The organism is Acinetobacter sp. 8I-beige (assembly GCF_902505955.1).
GTDB lineage: Bacteria > Pseudomonadota > Gammaproteobacteria > Pseudomonadales > Moraxellaceae > Acinetobacter > Acinetobacter johnsonii.
In genome coordinates this window covers 1,253,922-1,270,529 of sequence record NZ_LR732790.1, presented here as the reverse complement: position 1 = coordinate 1,270,529, position 16,608 = coordinate 1,253,922, and the positions used below count along the sequence as shown (strand labels likewise).

The 16,608-nt window shown below is 40.2% G+C and carries 19 protein-coding genes; 8 read left to right on the top strand and 11 right to left on the bottom strand.

Annotation, left to right across the window (positions count from 1 at the left end; all coding sequences use genetic code 11):
* The first annotated feature begins 64 nt into the window (after positions 1 to 64).
* Together GVX98_RS06065 and GVX98_RS06060 are read left to right on the top strand one after the other, a co-directional pair.
* On the top strand, positions 65 to 1,444 hold the full coding sequence (locus GVX98_RS06065; protein ID WP_159127962.1) for a pitrilysin family protein: 1,380 nt from the start codon (positions 65 to 67) through the stop codon (positions 1,442 to 1,444).
* Positions 1,444 to 3,036 (top strand): pitrilysin family protein, encoded by a 1,593-nt coding sequence (locus GVX98_RS06060; RefSeq protein WP_159127522.1) that lies wholly within the window; start codon positions 1,444 to 1,446, stop codon positions 3,034 to 3,036. The genes GVX98_RS06065 and GVX98_RS06060 overlap by 1 nt, the downstream gene beginning before the upstream one ends.
* A 376-nt stretch (positions 3,037 to 3,412) precedes the next feature.
* Here the strand turns inward: GVX98_RS06060 and GVX98_RS06050 are convergent, their stop codons facing one another.
* A complete protein-coding gene (locus GVX98_RS06050; protein ID WP_004984633.1) occupies positions 3,413 to 3,772 on the bottom strand; it encodes a hypothetical protein in 360 nt (119 codons plus the stop codon).
* A 217-nt stretch (positions 3,773 to 3,989) separates the two neighbouring features.
* Here GVX98_RS06050 and GVX98_RS06045 point away from each other — a divergent pair, with 217 nt between their 5' ends.
* The 3 genes from GVX98_RS06045 to GVX98_RS06035 all read left to right on the top strand — a co-directional run bounded on the left by GVX98_RS06045 (position 3,990) and on the right by GVX98_RS06035 (position 5,306).
* Positions 3,990 to 4,223: a hypothetical protein gene (locus GVX98_RS06045; protein ID WP_004697075.1), complete on the top strand. Its 234-nt coding sequence runs from the start codon at positions 3,990 to 3,992 to the stop codon at positions 4,221 to 4,223.
* 139 nt (positions 4,224 to 4,362) lie between these two features.
* On the top strand, positions 4,363 to 4,743 hold the full coding sequence (locus GVX98_RS06040) for a DUF2750 domain-containing protein (RefSeq protein WP_004984635.1): 381 nt from the start codon (positions 4,363 to 4,365) through the stop codon (positions 4,741 to 4,743).
* Between the two features lie 131 nt (positions 4,744 to 4,874).
* Complete coding sequence (locus tag GVX98_RS06035; protein WP_159127521.1) at positions 4,875 to 5,306, top strand: CBS domain-containing protein; 432 nt, start codon at positions 4,875 to 4,877, stop codon at positions 5,304 to 5,306.
* 133 nt (positions 5,307 to 5,439) lie between these two features.
* Here the strand turns inward: GVX98_RS06035 and trpB are convergent, their stop codons facing one another.
* The 9 genes from trpB to GVX98_RS05990 form a co-directional block, all read right to left on the bottom strand.
* On the bottom strand, positions 5,440 to 6,648 hold the full coding sequence (gene trpB, locus GVX98_RS06030; protein WP_159127520.1) for a tryptophan synthase subunit beta: 1,209 nt from the start codon (positions 6,646 to 6,648) through the stop codon (positions 5,440 to 5,442).
* A gap of 42 nt (positions 6,649 to 6,690) precedes the next feature.
* Positions 6,691 to 7,878, bottom strand: coding sequence for a VWA domain-containing protein (locus GVX98_RS06025; protein ID WP_159127519.1), 1,188 nt, complete (start codon positions 7,876 to 7,878; stop codon positions 6,691 to 6,693).
* 13 nt (positions 7,879 to 7,891) lie between these two features.
* Positions 7,892 to 8,743: a MoxR family ATPase gene (locus GVX98_RS06020; protein WP_159127518.1), complete on the bottom strand. Its 852-nt coding sequence runs from the start codon at positions 8,741 to 8,743 to the stop codon at positions 7,892 to 7,894.
* A gap of 22 nt (positions 8,744 to 8,765) precedes the next feature.
* On the bottom strand, positions 8,766 to 9,149 hold the full coding sequence (locus GVX98_RS06015; RefSeq protein ID WP_004697064.1) for a hypothetical protein: 384 nt from the start codon (positions 9,147 to 9,149) through the stop codon (positions 8,766 to 8,768).
* 22 nt (positions 9,150 to 9,171) lie between these two features.
* The gene (locus tag GVX98_RS06010) at positions 9,172 to 9,480 is read right to left on the bottom strand and encodes a YcgL domain-containing protein (RefSeq protein WP_004984643.1); all 309 of its coding nucleotides are present in this window, start codon (positions 9,478 to 9,480) and stop codon (positions 9,172 to 9,174) included.
* Between the two features lie 129 nt (positions 9,481 to 9,609).
* A complete protein-coding gene (locus GVX98_RS06005; RefSeq protein ID WP_004984645.1) occupies positions 9,610 to 10,752 on the bottom strand; it encodes an HRDC domain-containing protein in 1,143 nt (380 codons plus the stop codon).
* Positions 10,753 to 10,958: 206 nt separating this feature from the next.
* Entirely contained in the window at positions 10,959 to 11,555 is a 597-nt protein-coding gene (gene recR / locus GVX98_RS06000; protein ID WP_125274857.1) for a recombination mediator RecR, read from the bottom strand.
* 16 nt (positions 11,556 to 11,571) lie between these two features.
* Entirely contained in the window at positions 11,572 to 11,901 is a 330-nt protein-coding gene (locus GVX98_RS05995; RefSeq protein WP_062032624.1) for a YbaB/EbfC family nucleoid-associated protein, read from the bottom strand.
* 29 nt (positions 11,902 to 11,930) lie between these two features.
* Entirely contained in the window at positions 11,931 to 13,118 is a 1,188-nt protein-coding gene (locus GVX98_RS05990) for an O-succinylhomoserine sulfhydrylase (RefSeq protein ID WP_159127517.1), read from the bottom strand.
* Positions 13,119 to 13,260: 142 nt separating this feature from the next.
* Between GVX98_RS05990 and GVX98_RS05985 the strand changes: the two genes are divergently transcribed.
* Positions 13,261 to 14,352, top strand: coding sequence for an alpha/beta fold hydrolase (locus GVX98_RS05985; protein ID WP_159127516.1), 1,092 nt, complete (start codon positions 13,261 to 13,263; stop codon positions 14,350 to 14,352).
* A 15-nt stretch (positions 14,353 to 14,367) separates the two neighbouring features.
* Positions 14,368 to 15,240, top strand: coding sequence for an NAD(P)-dependent oxidoreductase (locus GVX98_RS05980; protein WP_159127515.1), 873 nt, complete (start codon positions 14,368 to 14,370; stop codon positions 15,238 to 15,240).
* 71 nt (positions 15,241 to 15,311) lie between these two features.
* Here the strand turns inward: GVX98_RS05980 and GVX98_RS05975 are convergent, their stop codons facing one another.
* Entirely contained in the window at positions 15,312 to 16,025 is a 714-nt protein-coding gene (locus GVX98_RS05975) for a transglutaminase family protein (RefSeq protein WP_159127514.1), read from the bottom strand.
* A gap of 207 nt (positions 16,026 to 16,232) precedes the next feature.
* On the opposite strand from GVX98_RS05975, the gene GVX98_RS05970 reads away from it, so the two are divergent.
* The gene (locus GVX98_RS05970; RefSeq protein ID WP_159127513.1) at positions 16,233 to 16,538 is read left to right on the top strand and encodes a putative quinol monooxygenase; all 306 of its coding nucleotides are present in this window, start codon (positions 16,233 to 16,235) and stop codon (positions 16,536 to 16,538) included.
* Positions 16,539 to 16,608 lie beyond the last annotated feature (70 nt).

Below are 16,608 nucleotides of genomic sequence, written 5' to 3'. Positions count from 1 at the left end.
GTATTTTTCTTAAGAATGGTTATTTATTGAAATGCTTTCACTTCAACCTGAGCCCAAATTTTATATGCATCACTTATTAGTCACGCATTCTTATAAAAAAAGTTTAGTTGCACTGGGTTTAACTCTACTTTGTTTACCTATAACTACCCATGCACAAATACGCAGTGAACTTACCCGCAGTAGTTTTGAAACCACTTTAAGCAATGGCTTGCAGGTGATTATCCGTGAAGATCACCGCTCCCCAATGGTCATGACCCAAATTTGGTACAAAGTCGGTAGCACTGATGAGTCTGGAAATATAACGGGTATTTCGCATGTACTAGAACATATGATGTTTAAAGGCACATCCAAAGTTCCCAATGACGAATTCAGTCGCTTAAGCCGAATCTATGGCGGTACAGTAAATGCCGCAACATTTACCAATTACACCAATTACTATCAGCTTTATCCTAAAACTTACTTCCCGATGGCTCTAGAGCTTGAAGCCGATCGTATGCGCAATCTCTTACTACGTAAGCAAGACTTTGACCCTGAAATTAAAGTGGTGATGGAGGAGAGACGCCTGCGTACCGATGACAACCCACGTTCACTCGCTTTCGAACGTTTCAAATGGATTTCTTATCCCACAAGCCACTATCGTCAACCCGTCATTGGGCACATGAAACACTTGCAAAATATAAGTCTAGATGACGTGAAACAGTGGTATCAAAAATGGTATAGCCCAAACAATGCGATCTTGGTGATTGTGGGTGATGTCAATGCAGAATCCGCCCTCAGACAAGTTCAAAAATACTTTGGCGACATCAAAAGTCATCCAACACCTGTACGCAATGATGTGACTGAGTTTGAGAACATTGGCTACCGTCACATGGAAAAAAATACCAATGTTGAGGTGCCAAATTTATATATGGCTTGGAATGTCAAATCACTTGCAACAGCAAGCAATCCAGAAGATGTTTACGCGCTCACACTTATTCGAAGCTTATTAGATAGCGGGATCAGCTCTCGATTACAACAGCGCCTTGTACGCGACAAAAAATTAGCAACCGCACTGAGTGTCAGTTATGACCCTTATAACCGTGGAGACAGTCTATTTAGTATCTCCGCACTTCCAGTCACTGGCGTGGAACTTCCTGAGCTACAAAAAGCCATTGAATATGAAATTGAGCGACTCAAAACAGAACTTGTTCAACCACAAGAGCTTGAACGGATTAGCACACGGTTTGTTGCAAACTTAATTTATGGTCAAGATGACATAGTCGGGCAAGCAAAGATGATTGGAAACTTAGCCGTGAATGGCTTGAATTATCGACTAATGGATCAGCTTCCACAGCATTTTGACGCGGTTACGCCTGAAGATATTCAGCACGTTGCTCAAACTGCTTTTATCAGAAATAACTTAAGTACGTTGTACCTTCAACCAGAAAAGAAGGCCACAAAATAATGAAAAATCAAAAGACCATCTTTCACCTATTATTTATTACCATGTCTACCTTTTGCACTACCAATGTAATTGCAGATGTAAGTACAAGCAGTATTAGTAATGATGACCCACGTACATTACAGTCTATTGCTTCTCTACAAAGCTTAAAACAAGTTCTAACTAGCGACCTTTATACAGCACCACATGTACATGAACTTAAGAACAAATACAAAGTTCGAAGTCTATTTGTTGAGTCACCCGCCTTACCTATGGTGGATATTCAACTTACCTTTAATGCAGGCTCTGCACGAGATATAGAAGTAGAAAAAGGATTATATGGCGTTGCCAATATGTCGGCACAACTCATCGATGAAGGCACTACACAACATGATGCAGTTGAAATCGCGAATGCCTTTGAGCAAGTCGGGGCTCGTTTTAGCGTAGCTGCACACCGTGACATGTTTGTGGTTCGACTGCGTTCGCTGTCTGACCCTAAAAAACTAGATGCTGCGGTAAGTACCATGCTTGAAGTATTAAAAGACTCTACTTTTAAAAATAACAGTATTAGTTTGATGGTAAGTAATACCCAAGTAGGTCAGAAACAGCTGAAAGAAAGTCCGAGTCGATTGATGAGTATTCGCTTTTATCGCGTACTCTACGGTTCACATCCTTATGCGGAACCGATTACAGGAACCAATGGCAGTATTAAAAAAATTACGACTCAGCACTTAAAAAAATTCAGAGACGAATTCCTTGTTAGTCAAAATATGAATATTGCACTGACAGGCCAACTCAGTGTGAAACAAGCACAGAAACTGGCTGAACGAATAAGTGCAGCCCTCCCAGAAGGTGAAGCAGCAAAGCCACTCGCCCTACCGCAAGATAAACCTAACTTTGATATTCAACATATTGTGTTTAATTCAACTCAAGCCCATGTCACCATGGGACATCTATCAACCACGCGGGATGATCCGGATCGTTTAGCGCTCGAACTAGCTAACCGTATGTTGGGTGGGGGTGGATTTAGCTCCATTTTAATGAAAGAACTACGCGTTAAGCGTGGATACACCTATGGAGCAAACAGTGCTTTTACATTTAGCCAAGCGGCTGGAAGTTTTAGTCTAAGTTATTCAACCCAGCAAGATCAGCTCATGGACAGCATACAAGTGGCGCATAAAGCCCTAGTTGACTTTGCCCATCAACCAATTGATGCACAGCAGTTAGAAGAAACTAAAGCCGGTATGTTACGCAGCCTACCTAACAGCTATAGCAGCAATGCAAACATCAACGCACAACTGGGCTCTATAGGGTTTTATCAACAAGATGCGAATTATTTAGCCGACTACCCAAAACGTTTAGCTACGATCACGCCTTTAGATGTCCAAAATGCAATACGTAAACACATTCACCCTGAAAGTCTTACCCTTGTGATTGTCAGTAATGCTTTAGATAAAGAGCAACTTCGACATATTTTAGAATTGAATCTTGACCCGAATATTAAGCAAAGCATGCCGCATCCTGATCAAATTCCTGCGATTATTGAACCTCCGGAGCCAATGCCGGAAGCTGCTTCGCCCGATTCTGCTCAAACTGATGAGCCTGCATTAATCTAAAGTAATCAATATAGGAGATCTGGTTTTCCAAAACCAGATCTTGAGCCATCTCTTGTGTTTCTGGGAAAGTCGCTTGATGAGATAAGCGACTTACATTTTCAAATTGGCTTGGAGAAATGGGGCGAGATAAAGCAATACTCGATAAAACGACAATGAGCATAATGATCGACGCCATCAAACCATTATAAATTTGTACAAGTGTAATCTGTGATTTTAATTTAAGAATTTTTTGGATCGCAATGTGCATAACCTACCTCTAGTGAAACTAGTGTAAGTAGCGAATTGCATAATCACAAGTTGAAATGCTGAAAAATGCCCCCATTAATGCTAAAGAGGACATAATTTCAGCAAGTCAGATTGTTTGTAAAGCAAAAGTCTAACCAACAATGCTACGAATAACTGCAAAATAGAGCACCAAGGCAATTACCCCCAATGCAATCATAATGGCGAAAGCCCCAACACCATTTTCTGCATCTGCAGGGTGTGCAGGATCGTCATCTGCAATACGTCTTAGCTCCCCATTGTATGTTTCATAAAAATCAACCCGTTGATTTTCATCAAGCTGACGTGTGAAATCATAAACTCGTTTACGTTGTGCCAAACAAAAATCCCCAAGATGAATTTCTTGATGGAAAACTGCTTCATCTAATAGTGTTCGGTGATATTGCGCCAACGCTACAATTTGAGAAACAGTTGGAGGCATATCAAAATCAAAACCGTCTAATGTATTTGTCATGTTATTCTCCTTATAAAATACAGTTTCCTGTTTTATTATCATATTCAATCTTTTGATTGTTCATTGTTTAATCATGTAAACAAAATAAGATGAAGAATACTCGATAATATATTTGACAATTCCAGCAATTTGTAATAAATATTTAACATTAGCGTGATATTTATATCTAAAGGTAAAAATACCTTTAAGTGATCATAATTAGAATAAGGAGCTTAATATGATTCAACAAATCTCTCATCATGACTTAGAACATGCGTATGCGGATGCAGTAAACACCATTCAATCACAAATGAACTTTGTAGAAGCAGTACAACAGTTAGAAAGCGTTGCACGCGCTGGCCACGGTAAAGCAGCACTGTTTTTGGCAGAACTTTATTATCAAGGTTTCCGCGTAGAACGCGACTCGCTGAAAGCACAATACTGGCAACAGCTTGCCACCATGAAAGCATAATAAAACGTCACCTAGGTGGCGTTTTTTTGAGCCTAACATTTTGATATGACATATTTATTTACATAGTTATGCAAAGCTTACACTGAACTTTCATCTTAATTATTTAAAATAGCGTCATGTTCCTTAATGACATAACGCTATGTACAAAATTTTGAAACTACAACCGATTTCAAATCATTTATATCTAAAAATCAATATTCTAAGAGGCATGATGTACTGCGGTATTCTTTGGGGGCTTTACAACGCTGAACAGCAAGGCTGGGCGATGACCTCAGATCATGATGACTATGTTTTCCCTTTTTGGCTCAATGGTTTACACGCACACCAATATGCTCAATTGCACTGGCCAAACTATATTCCTAAAAAAATCACGCCACAAGATTTCCAAAGCGCATTACTGCCTACTCTGTCACGCTTAAAAGTCACCCCTGCGCTATGTAATGGCACAAAGCGTATGAAGCTCAGCACGTCTCAAATGCGTCACTTTTTCTTCAATGACCGTATTCTGTCGCCAGCTTAAGGCTCATTAAGAACAATAAGACGTAATTAACTTATTATTTTATTGAGAGCTATGACTGTAAAGTATTTGCTTTTTTTTTAAATCGCGCTAATTTAAATATAAAACAATAACCACAACCAAGGATATGCCCTATGACCAATGTTGCTCAAGTATTAAAAGATAAAGTACATCAAGCAATCTACACCATCAGCCCTGAAGCCACTGTTCTTGAAGCAATTTCACTTATGGCAGATAAAGGCATTGGTGCACTTGTGGTCACACACGAAGAACGCGTTGTAGGTATATTGTCCGAACGTGACTATATGCGCAAAGTCATGTTGATGGAACGTAGTTCGAAGCAAACCACAGTCAATGAAATTATGACAGACAAAGTACTAACGGTCACAACAGCAGTTACGGTTGAAGAATGTTTAGACCTTATGACAGACCGCCACCTACGTCATTTGCCCGTGGTTGAACAAGATAAATTATTAGGACTCATTTCTATTGGTGACTTGGTGAAAGCGGCAATGGATGATCAAAAGAAACTGATTGAGCAACTACAACAGTATATTTCAGGTTAAGTTTTAATGTTTAGGTGTTAAACCATAAACATATACTCAGCATTGGCTATTAATGATAAAAAGATAAAACCAAGATCATAAAAAATCCCTGCTCTAAGCAGGGATTTCTATGTAAATATGAAAAACTTGAACCTTAATTCAGACCTAATTTTGCAGCGACATAGTCTGCATCTTTGTCGCCACGACCAGATACATTCACCACAATTTTAATATCTTTGGCCAACTTTGGAGCTTCACGAAGTACCCACGCCACGGCATGTGAACTTTCAAGCGCAGGGACAATCCCTTCAACTCGTGACAACCGCATAAACGCATCCAAGCACTCTTGATCAGTCGCAGTGGTGTATTCAACACGACCCAAGTCTTTCAGTAGACTGTGCTGAGGCCCGACGCCAGGATAATCTAGACCTGAAGCAATCGAGTGTACTGGTAAAGGTTCACCTTGATCATTTTCAAGTACATAACACGCCATACCATGAATTTGACTTGGTTTGCCTAAGGTTAACGTTGCCGAGTGCATGTCGGTATCAAGACCATGACCAGCAGGCTCTACACCAATTAGTTTCACATCTGCATCGTTTAAAAATGCGGTGAAAGCACCCATAGCATTTGAACCACCACCCACACATGCAACCACATAATCTGGGTTCGCACCAAAGCGCTCATGGGTTTGTTCTTTAATTTCTTTACCAATAATCGACTGAAAGTCACGGACCATCATTGGAAATGGATGTGGCCCAACAACCGAACCAATAGCATAGATATAATTGGTTGGATCTTTTAAATACTCTTCAAAAGCACTGTCCACAGCATCTTTCAATGTTGCAGTACCACGTGTCACTGAAATGAGTGTTGCTCCAAGGATTTTCATTTTGACGACATTGGGATGTTCTTTTTCAATATCCACCTGCCCCATATGAATTTCACACGGAATCCCGACCAAAGCACAGGCTGTTGCTAATGCAACGCCGTGTTGGCCTGCCCCCGTTTCTGCAATCACTTTGGTTTTACCCATATATTTTGCAAGCAGCGCTTCACCCAAACAGTGATTAATTTTATGTGCGCCTGTGTGGTTTAAGTCTTCACGTTTAAGATAGATCTGCGCCCCGCCCAACTGTTCAGATAACCGTTTTGCATAAAACAACGGACTCGGACGACCAACATAGTGCGCAAACAGTTCAGCAAGTTCAGTTTGAAACGCTTCGGTTTCACGGATTTGTTCATAGGCGACTTTAATGTCATCCATTGCCGCTTTTAAGTGAGGTGGGATAAACTGACCACCATAGTTGCCAAAAAAGCCCGCGTCATTCGGCAAAGCAATACCATTAATTTGATGATCCATTTTTTATGATCCTTATTCTTAAAATGCGCTTTCTTTCCAGCTTTATCGTGCTAAATACTTGGTCATATCCTCAACGCCTTTGAGGGTCATTGGGTACATATGGTCTTCAAAAATTTGCTTAATCAAACCAATCGTATGAGTGTAATGCCAATAACGGTCTTCTTCTGGATTCAACCATGCTGTTTTTTCAAAATGATTGCGTAAACGCTGTAGCCAGACATTTCCTGCTTCATCATTCATATATTCAACCGAACCACCCACAGAATTGAGTTCATAAGGTGCCATAGAAGCATCCCCAACCACAATTACACGATAGTCGCGTCCGTAGGTATTGAATAATTCCCATGTATTCATACGGGTACTTGAGCGACGTACATTGTCTTTCCAAACATAGTCATATAAACAGTTATGGAAATAGAAATACTCTAAGGTTTTAAACTCAGTTTTCGCTGCACTAAACAGTTTTTCGCATTGTGCAATGTGTGAATCCATCGATCCACCCACATCGAACAACATCAGCACCTTAATACGATTACGACGTTCAGGCACGAGCTGCACATCGAGTATGCCTTGCTTCGCGGTTTCACGAATTGTACCGTCGATGTCTAACTCTTCAGCCGCACCTTGTCTGGCAAACTTACGCAAACGACGCAATGCCATCTGCATTTGGCGCGTTCCGAGAATTTGATCATCATCCAAATTCTGATATTTACGTTGTTCCCAAACTTTTACAGCAGAACGTTTACGTCCCGGCCCACCAATACGCACCCCTTCAGGATGATCACCATAAGCACCAAATGGAGAAGTTCCTCCAGTGCCGATCATCTTGTTTCCACCCTGATGCTTCTTATGCTGCTCGCGTAAACGTTCTTCCAGCATTTTCATGAGTTCTTCTAATGAACCGGCTTTCTTTAATTCTTCACGCTGCTCAGGAGTTAGATGCTTTTCTAAGAGTTCTAAATCGAACCAGTCTTTCGGTAACTTTTGAACTTTATTGAGTAAATCATCTAAATCAAAAGTTGAAATCCCATCAAAATAGTCCTTCATCCCTCGGTCAAATTTGTCAAAGAAGCGTTCATCTTTCACCATAATCGTTTTGGCGAGTTGATAGAACTCTTCTTGATCGGCAAAGACCAAACCTGAAGCAACAGCTTCATTCAGGTCGATCAGTTCACGCGTCGAGACGGGAACACCGTATTTGCGTAAGGTATAAAACAAGCGCACAAACATGCGTGTTTCTCCTTTAGCGACGGGACATGAAGGCTAAACGTTCAAGCAACTGTACATCTTGTTCGTTTTTAATGAGTGCGCCATATAAAGGTGGAATGGCTTTAGACTTATCATGATTACGCAGTACACCTTCTGGCATATCATCGGCCATCAGCAAGCTTAACCAGTCAATCAATTCAGAGGTTGATGGTGGTTTTTTTAGCCCCGGAACTTGACGTAATTTGAAGAAAACTTGTAATGCTTCATTGACCAATGCCGTTGAAATTTGCGGGAAATGAACATCAATAATTTCACGCATGGTTGCGTCGTCTGGAAATTCAATATAATGGAAGAAACAACGACGCAAGAATGCATCTGGAAGTTCTTTTTCATTATTTGAAGTAATAATCACAATAGGACGTTGTGATGCAGTAATGGTTTCGCCCGTCTCATATACATAGAAAGACATCTTATCCAATTCATGCAACAAGTCATTTGGAAACTCAATGTCCGCCTTATCAATTTCATCAATCAATAAAACACAACGTTCTTCACTGGTGAACGCTTCCCACAATTTACCCGGTTTAATATAGTTTTTAATGTCATAAACACGGTCGTCACCCAGTTGGCTGTCACGTAAACGTGAAACCGCATCATATTCATATAAACCTTGCTGGGCTTTTGTGGTTGACTTGATGTGCCAAGTCAACAATTTTAAGCCTAAGCTTTCAGCCACTTGTTCAGCCAGTAAAGTTTTTCCCGTACCCGGCTCACCTTTGACCAATAAAGGCTTTTGTAAGCTACGTGCAGCTTTTACAGCAAGTTTTAAACTATCGGTAGCGATGTACTGATCTGTACCCGTAAATTGTTGTGTTTCAACAGACATGATTAAACCTTATTTTTATTAATTACAGCGGTGAATGATTGTTACTGACAACTGCTTTGGTTTTATTAGCCACATATTTTGACCAAAAGAAACCGATCACAAGCCCCACACCCATGACAAAGAGAATCAGTGACAAATTTGACCAAATGAGTGCTGATTCTTTCGTTAACACACCGAAAAGCAAGCCAAAAATAGCGGGTGCAATCGATGAGTTTGGACCTTCGGAAACCGTTGGTGTCAATAAAATGGCAAAGATCATCATCCATGTGATGCCACCCAACAGCTTCGGTAGGCGTGTAGCAATCGAATACCAACACCACAAAATTAGCAAACTGCCCAAAAGGTAAACTGTGACAGCAATACTGTCTTCAGGAATTGAATCGAGCATTGAAAGAAAACTATCCACGGTGCAACTCCTGAATTATGCTTTATGCGCCACGAAGGCCTTCTGGTGCCGCAGCGTTCGGATTGATTAATCCCTCTGGCGGCATTTGTAGGAAGAAGCCTTGTGTTTGAATCGAATCCATGACATGCAATACATTTACACGGGCCAATTTACGCGCTTCACTCAGCTCTAATGACATCACAAAAGTCGCTCGACCAAATGCAACACGAACAGCTTCAGGTAAAACATTCAATGGGCTAAAATCTTCAGCGGCTTGATCGGCTTCAGTTGGACAAGCAATATAAAGATACATTTCATCTTTTTTGCTTGATTTATAAATAGAACATTGCATATCTAAAACAGCACTCAAATAACTCAAGCCACAGGATACATCAAATAAAAGCAGCTGACATTAGTCATGATTAACGCATCAGTCGTGATTTTGTATAAATATTCAAACTTCAGACCAATTGACTAATTATTAATCCATGACTTTCATTTGCGTCGAAAGATAGCTTTCATCACGGCGTAGGAGTTGAATTAAAGGTTGAGTTAACAAATCATAGCGCCAACCTAATAAATAATCAGGCAAGTCTTGCTCATCATTATGAAAAACCACATGTTGATGCAGCGCATTCATCCACTTTTTGCGCATCAACACTTCTTTAGGAATGCTGGTTTCATTGACCACATTTTGAATTAAGTGATCAATCTTCTCCCCTACATCTTTTGAAGAATGACGGATGGGACGTGCCATGCGTAGCGGCCAATCTGCTTGCTCAGGCAAGAACTTCACCAAATCTAAAATAGTTTTGCCATGCTCGCGGACAACGTTTTGACGTATGTCTTTTACACCCGATAACTGAAAAGCATTTTTCGGATTTTTCTCAACCAAATCAATCATGCTTGAGTTTTTCAAAATGAAACTACGTGGTGTATTTAAAGCTTTCACCATGTGTTCACGCCATACAGCCAACTGCTGTAACTGCATTAACTGACGACGTGAATGTCGATAGTTACCAATATCTTGATAGAGTAAATGTAAAGGCGTTTCTGTCGCGATCTCTTGTGTCAGATGCTGACAGTCCTCAAGTGCAAAGTTTAAGAGTGACTTTGAATCTAGTTCTTGTTTAACTTTTTCTGAGAGATTCATCAAGTACAGCACATCGTTTGCCGCATAACTCAATTGTGCAGGGCTCAATGGACGCGCCAACCAGTTTGAGCGCGTTTCCCCTTTATCGATATCGACATCCAACATTTGTTTCAATGCATTTTGATAGCTGACTTGTAGACCATGTCCTAAAAAAGACATGCCCACTTGGGTATCAAATACATTGTTTAAAGTTTTATGCTGTGCATAGTGATAAATCAGGTCGATATCTTCGCTACAGGCATGAAAGACATTTTGCTGTGCACGAAAAAGTTTATTCCAAAATTCAGTTAAATCGAGTGTCGTACCATCGAGTAAATAGACATTGTTTTCGACATTGATTTGAAATACGCCTAACTTCGGCCATAAGGTATCGACTTTGATGAATTCTGTATCGAGTCCATAGACTTCGTTACGATCCATTTTTTCTAAGACTGGAGTTAAGTCTTGCTGCTGCTGAATAAACTGAAACATATCCTACTGCGTCTAATGCTAGATGCTCTTTGGGCTATCTTACCTGAATAAGATCATTTAGCTATCAAGATTTCTAAGGGTTTTTTAATTATTTACCGTTTTTTGTGATTTTTTTATACAACTAGATTCAAATTAATATTTTTTTTATCTTAATCAAGATTTCAATCTTGTAGCTCAACTAAAAAATGAAACAAGTATCGAAATACTTATTTCATTCGCATTCTGTTATGTACAGCTTGGCTTAAGGTATGACTATCGACATATTCAAGTTCGCCACCCTGTGGTACGCCTTGTGCAATACGCGTCATTTGGATCGGTAAATGTTTCGTTGCCTCAACCAAATAGTGCGCTGTGGCCTGACCCTCTACCGTTGCATTGGTCGCCAAAATCACTTCTGTTACTTTACCATCGCCTAAACGCTGGATCAGATAAGGAATACCGATCTCTTCAGGCCCAACACCATCAAGTGGAGATAAATGCCCACCCAATACATGGTATTTACCGCGGAAACTGCCACTTTGCTCAATCGCCATTACATCTGCTGGAGACTCAACCACACAAAGTAGTTGATCGTCACGTTCATGCGAGACACAAATATCACAAACTTCGTTTTCGGTCAGTGAGTGACACAAACTGCATTCGTGAATATAGCTGGTGGCTTCGTTTAAAGCATGTGCAAGACCCACAGCCCCTTCACGATTTTTCATAATCAGATGAAGCGCCATGCGCTGAGCTGATTTCGGCCCAACACTTGGCAAAATACGTAAGGCTTGTACCAATTGATCAAAACGATCGCTAAACACTATACGTATTCCTTAATTAGAATAAACCTGCAAGACCCGGTGGTAAGCCTGCACCTGAGTTCGCAGCTTTCATACGCTCTTCAGTGATTGCTTCTGCTTGACGTGCAGCATCATTCATTGCCGCAGCAATTAAGTCTTCAATCATATCTGCATCATCTTGCAATAATTCAGGATTGATTTCGATACGTTTTACCACATTACGGCAAGTCATCGTCACTTTAACCAAACCACCACCAGCTTCAGCATGCACTTCAGTTTGTGCAAGTTCTTCTTTGGCTTTTTTAATGTTGCCTTCCATGTCTTTTTGCATGCGTTGAGCTTGCTGCATTAACATATTAATGTTCATTAAAATCTCCGAACATAAAATTTAAAAAATTAGATTAAGTCTAAACCACGTGTGATATCGCGAATAATATCATCAATATCTTCCAAACCAACAGAAACACGAATTAAACCTTCACGAATTCCTGCGGCTTGTTTCGCTTCTGGTGAAAGTTTGCCATGGGTAGTCGTTGCAGGATGGGTAATAGTCGATTTGGCATCGCCCAAGTTACCCGTAATTGAAATAAACTGAGTATTGTCAATAACAGTCCATGCCCCTTCGCGCTCGCCTTTCACTTCAAAAGAAACGATCCCACCAAAGCCTGTTTGTTGCTTCGCTGCAAGTTCATGCCCAATATGCTCTGGTAAACCAGCGTAATACACTTTTTCGACTTTCGGGTGTGTATTTAAGAATTCTGCCAGTTTCTGCGCACTTGCTGAATGCTCGCGCATACGTAAACGTAAAGTCTCTAAGCCTTTTAAGAATACCCATGCATTGAAAGGACTCATTGAAGGCCCTGTAGTACGCACATAACCAAACACTTCTTCGAGTAGTTTATGACTACCCACTACTGCACCACCAAGAGCACGACCTTGACCGTCCAAATACTTCGTCGCTGAATAAATCACCAAGTCCGCACCAAACTCAATTGGGCGCTGTAATACTGGTGTGCAGAAGCTATTATCAATCGCTAAAAGTGCGCCATTGGCATGTGCGATATCAGCAAGTGCTTGAACGTCTGCTACTTCAGCCAAAGGATTCGATGGAGACTCAACAAAGAGTAATTTAGTTTCAGGCTTAATGGCATTTTTCCATGCATCTAAATCTGTTAAATCAACAAAGTCGACAGTTACACCAAACTTAGCCACATATTTTTCAAACAAAGACACGGTCGAACCAAATACCGCACGTGAACAAATCACATGATCGCCTAGTTTTAAAAATGACATTGCCACGGCCATAATTGCGGCCATACCTGAACTGGTTGCCACTGCCCGTTCTGCACCGTCTAAAGCTGCAAGGCGTTTTTCAAACATTGCAACAGTTGGGTTGGTAAAACGCGAGTAGATGTTCCCTGGCTCTTGACCTGAAAATTTTGCTGCGGCCTCTGCTGCATTTTCATAGACAAATGATGAAGTTAGAAAGATAGGTTCGCCATGTTCTCCCTCGAAACTACGCGTATGCCCAGTACGAATGGCTAAGGTATCTAATTGGTATTCAAATTCGTCTTGTAGGCTCATGGCTCTGGTTCAGTCGACAGACTGCCTTTGTAAAGAATTGCCAACATTTTGAGCGTCTAGGCTATTTAAGGTCAAGGCAAAATACGCGAATATTGATTAGACTTCGATCAAACTTTCTGCTTATTTGAGATCTAAGACCTATATGCACTCTTTAAAAACTAAAATTTCAACACATCAAAATAAATTAAAGAATCTTTCTACGCGCATTTTTAATGGAAAGTCACTCATTTTGTCACAAAGCACGCCTTATGAAGTGATTGAAACATTTGATCTAACCCAAATTCGCTATTACACACCTGAAGTGCGTAAGTATAAAGAGCCCTTAGTTTTTGTGGTCCCGCTAGCCATCAATATGTCTATTTACGACCTTTATCCTTATCGCTCACTGGTGAAGTACTTCCAACAGCAAGGCTTTGCCGTATATGTGATTGATTGGGGGAAATTAAATATTCATAACCGTCATTTCAACTTTCTGACGTTTATTGATCATTATATTCCACTCTGTATACAAAGCATTTTAAAACATAGCCACAGCGAGCAAATTTCTCTACATGGTTGGAGTATGGCTGGCATTTTCGTGACCTTGTATACTGCCTTACATCAACCCAATTTTGTGAAAAATTTAATGGTTTTAGGGAGTCCAATTGACAGTTATAAATCTGGGCGAAATGGCCAGTTCTTTGAATATCTCAATCGAATCATTTCAAAAAGCAAAGCATTACAACAACAAATTTATCAGGGCAAAATATCGAAGCGTCTGCTTCATACCTCTGGAGGGTTAAATACTTTTGGTTTTAAAATCATTGATCCTATCGGCTGGTTTCAAAGTCATAAGAACCTACTGCTTAATTTAGATGACCATGAAGCCTTGTATGAGCATGCCACCATCGGCGGATTTCTCAATCGTATGATTGATTATCCCGGCGGCATTAACCAAGACATGCTTTTTAATGTTTGGCTGCGTAATCCACTCAAAACTGGACTAATCACATTAAATGAGAAAAGCATTGCTTTAAAAAATATACAGTGCTCATTGCTTGTAGCTGCGGGGACAACAGACCAACTTGTTACAGCAGAGGCAGCTCAGCCATTAACCCAATTGACAAGTAGCACCGATGTCACGTTTACTCTTATCCCAGGGGGACATTTAGGACTGATGTCGAGTAAGCGTAGTGCCGATGAATTTTGGCCACAACTGGCTCAGTGGTTAAGTGAACGTTCAAGTAAAATTTAAATACTAAGGTTTGACATGATTCAGTCAGTTGCATTTATCGGTCTAGGCGCCATGGGTTATCGCATGGCATCACACTTACCTAAACACTTTGAACACGTGTGGGTATGGAATCGCAATTTTGATAAAGCAAAACAACATGCAGAAGCCTATGGCACGCAGGCGGTGGAACTTGCGCAAGCAGTTCAGGCCGATGTAGTCTTCTCTTGCCTTCCAACCAGTCAAGATATTGAAGACTTACTTGCACAAGTTGAGCTTAAATCGGGCAGCATTTGGGTCGATTGCACCAGTGGTGTACCCTCTTCTGCAAAAAAAGTAGCTGAACAACTTAAACAACACGGTGTGGACTTTTTAGATGCACCGATAAGTGGTCAAACTATTGGTGCTGATAATGCAACCCTTACGGTTATGATTGGTGGTGATGCCGCAGCTTTTGAACGCGCACTACCAGCTATTCAAGCGTTTGGTAAACTGATTAAACACGTGGGCGAATCGGGTGCTGGTTTTGCAGTTAAAGCCGTAAACAATATGCTTTTGGCTGTGAACCTCTGTGCTGTTGCCGAAGGGTTTACCACCCTAAAAGCCCATGGCGTAAACTTAAACGAAGCATTAGATTGCATTAATGCGTCTAGTGGTAAAAGTGGCGTAACTGAAACTGTTTTACCACAGCGCATTCTCAACCGCAGCTTCCCGCTTACTTTTGCACTCCCTCTATTAGCAAAAGATACGGGCATTGCCGTTGATTTAGTCCGCGAAGCAAAACTATCCGCACCTGTGATTGGACTGGCTCAAAGTTTAATTCAAACTGCCAGTGATTTATCTGAAGCAGACAGCGATTTTTCTTCCGCAGTTAAACTATATGAGTCATGGAGCAAAATTACTTTAGAGTAATGCTTATCATAGCCAGTCATACTTTAACTTTAATCATAAGTTAAGCTATTCCGATGGCCGAACAAAAAGCCTCATAAAGAGGCTTTTTGTATATTTCTAATTTTATTGACATTTTGATTCATTAAGTGTCTGACTACATATTTAAAAGCCATACGTTGTATCGGACTAAGTTCTTGTTGATGTAGATTATAAAAATCATCTGGGTTATTAAATAAACCGAAATCTTGATTAATCCCCTTGTCTTGGATAAAAGTATCATTCAAATTCCAATCGATAGGTGGATTTTCAAAATTCTCGGTAAATACCCCAAAACCACAAAAAGTTTTTGCCTGATGCTTATTTATACTTTGTAAGTTTTCTAGATAGAGTCGATCAAGAATTACACCCTCCAAAACATACCATTGTCCATTCACATGAACTTCGACCCAACTATGTAAAATATTCTTGGGCGATAACTTATACCAAATGCCGTTGATTGCGCCTTTTTGTAGGGCTTTATCGATGGTAAACCCATGTATCCGAGTCGCTACACCCACCGCTCTCAGTAACGCCATCAATAACGTTGCTTTGGTATTACACTGACCATAACCGTCGCTTAAGACTTGAGATGCCTGTATCGTATCTCCCGTGTTATAGCCAAATTGAACCTCATCACGAACAAAGTTATAAATATTTCTCACCTTATTAACTTCATCAAGATCTCTCCATTTGCGTTGTTCAATCAAATTTTGAATCGATGGATGGTGATAATCTAAAATCGACGTCTGTTCTAATAGCCTTAGCATACTCAGATCTCCAGTCTAGTCATTTGATTTAAAACTATGGAGTTAGTCCAAGGTCAATATTTTTACTACCCACTTTTATAATGAATTAAGACTAAAGATTGTTTTGAGCTTGATTAATTTTATAGCAGAGTTCTGTATACTCAATTAATTCAGCACATATACTTTCTGTATAAAAAAAAACCGAATTAAATTTAGGATAAACAATTTATGCTCAAAGTCATTGCTCAAGATTTTATTAAACTAGAACATCTTGATAGAGTCATGCCTTTATATCGTGAACTTGTAGAAAAAACAAAAGCCGAACCAAGATGTATATCCTACGACCTATTTATTGATCAGAAAGATGCTGGGCATTTTATATTCATTGAAGAATGGCCTGATCGCGCTGCGCTAGATGCGCATTGCGAAACGGAGCATTTTAAAAGACTAGTACCGTTGATTGACCAATACCAAAGAGCTGCAGGAACCTATATATTGATGGATGAGCTTTCACACCAAAGTAGCTTCACCTAGATTGAATATGGTATCGAAAAATTAAACTATCCGATAAATACGTCCATGTAAAATTACAGCGAAACATCTC

Coding starts and splice junctions, on each gene's coding strand:
- GVX98_RS05990 (WP_159127517.1), bottom strand. CDS start 13,118: ATGAGCCTACAAGACGAATTTGAATACCAATTAGATACCTTAGCCATT.
- GVX98_RS06050 (WP_004984633.1), bottom strand. CDS start 3,772: ATGACAAATACATTAGACGGTTTTGATTTTGATATGCCTCCAACTGTT.
- GVX98_RS05970 (WP_159127513.1), top strand. CDS start 16,233: ATGCTCAAAGTCATTGCTCAAGATTTTATTAAACTAGAACATCTTGAT.
- GVX98_RS05975 (WP_159127514.1), bottom strand. CDS start 16,025: ATGCTAAGGCTATTAGAACAGACGTCGATTTTAGATTATCACCATCCA.
- GVX98_RS05985 (WP_159127516.1), top strand. CDS start 13,261: ATGCACTCTTTAAAAACTAAAATTTCAACACATCAAAATAAATTAAAG.
- GVX98_RS06065 (WP_159127962.1), top strand. CDS start 65: ATGCATCACTTATTAGTCACGCATTCTTATAAAAAAAGTTTAGTTGCA.
- trpB (WP_159127520.1), bottom strand. CDS start 6,648: ATGGATCATCAAATTAATGGTATTGCTTTGCCGAATGACGCGGGCTTT.
- GVX98_RS06035 (WP_159127521.1), top strand. CDS start 4,875: ATGACCAATGTTGCTCAAGTATTAAAAGATAAAGTACATCAAGCAATC.
- GVX98_RS06010 (WP_004984643.1), bottom strand. CDS start 9,480: ATGCAATGTTCTATTTATAAATCAAGCAAAAAAGATGAAATGTATCTT.
- GVX98_RS06005 (WP_004984645.1), bottom strand. CDS start 10,752: ATGTTTCAGTTTATTCAGCAGCAGCAAGACTTAACTCCAGTCTTAGAA.
- GVX98_RS05980 (WP_159127515.1), top strand. CDS start 14,368: ATGATTCAGTCAGTTGCATTTATCGGTCTAGGCGCCATGGGTTATCGC.
- GVX98_RS06045 (WP_004697075.1), top strand. CDS start 3,990: ATGATTCAACAAATCTCTCATCATGACTTAGAACATGCGTATGCGGAT.
- GVX98_RS06040 (WP_004984635.1), top strand. CDS start 4,363: ATGTACAAAATTTTGAAACTACAACCGATTTCAAATCATTTATATCTA.
- GVX98_RS05995 (WP_062032624.1), bottom strand. CDS start 11,901: ATGAACATTAATATGTTAATGCAGCAAGCTCAACGCATGCAAAAAGAC.
- GVX98_RS06020 (WP_159127518.1), bottom strand. CDS start 8,743: ATGTCTGTTGAAACACAACAATTTACGGGTACAGATCAGTACATCGCT.
- GVX98_RS06060 (WP_159127522.1), top strand. CDS start 1,444: ATGAAAAATCAAAAGACCATCTTTCACCTATTATTTATTACCATGTCT.
- GVX98_RS06025 (WP_159127519.1), bottom strand. CDS start 7,878: ATGTTTGTGCGCTTGTTTTATACCTTACGCAAATACGGTGTTCCCGTC.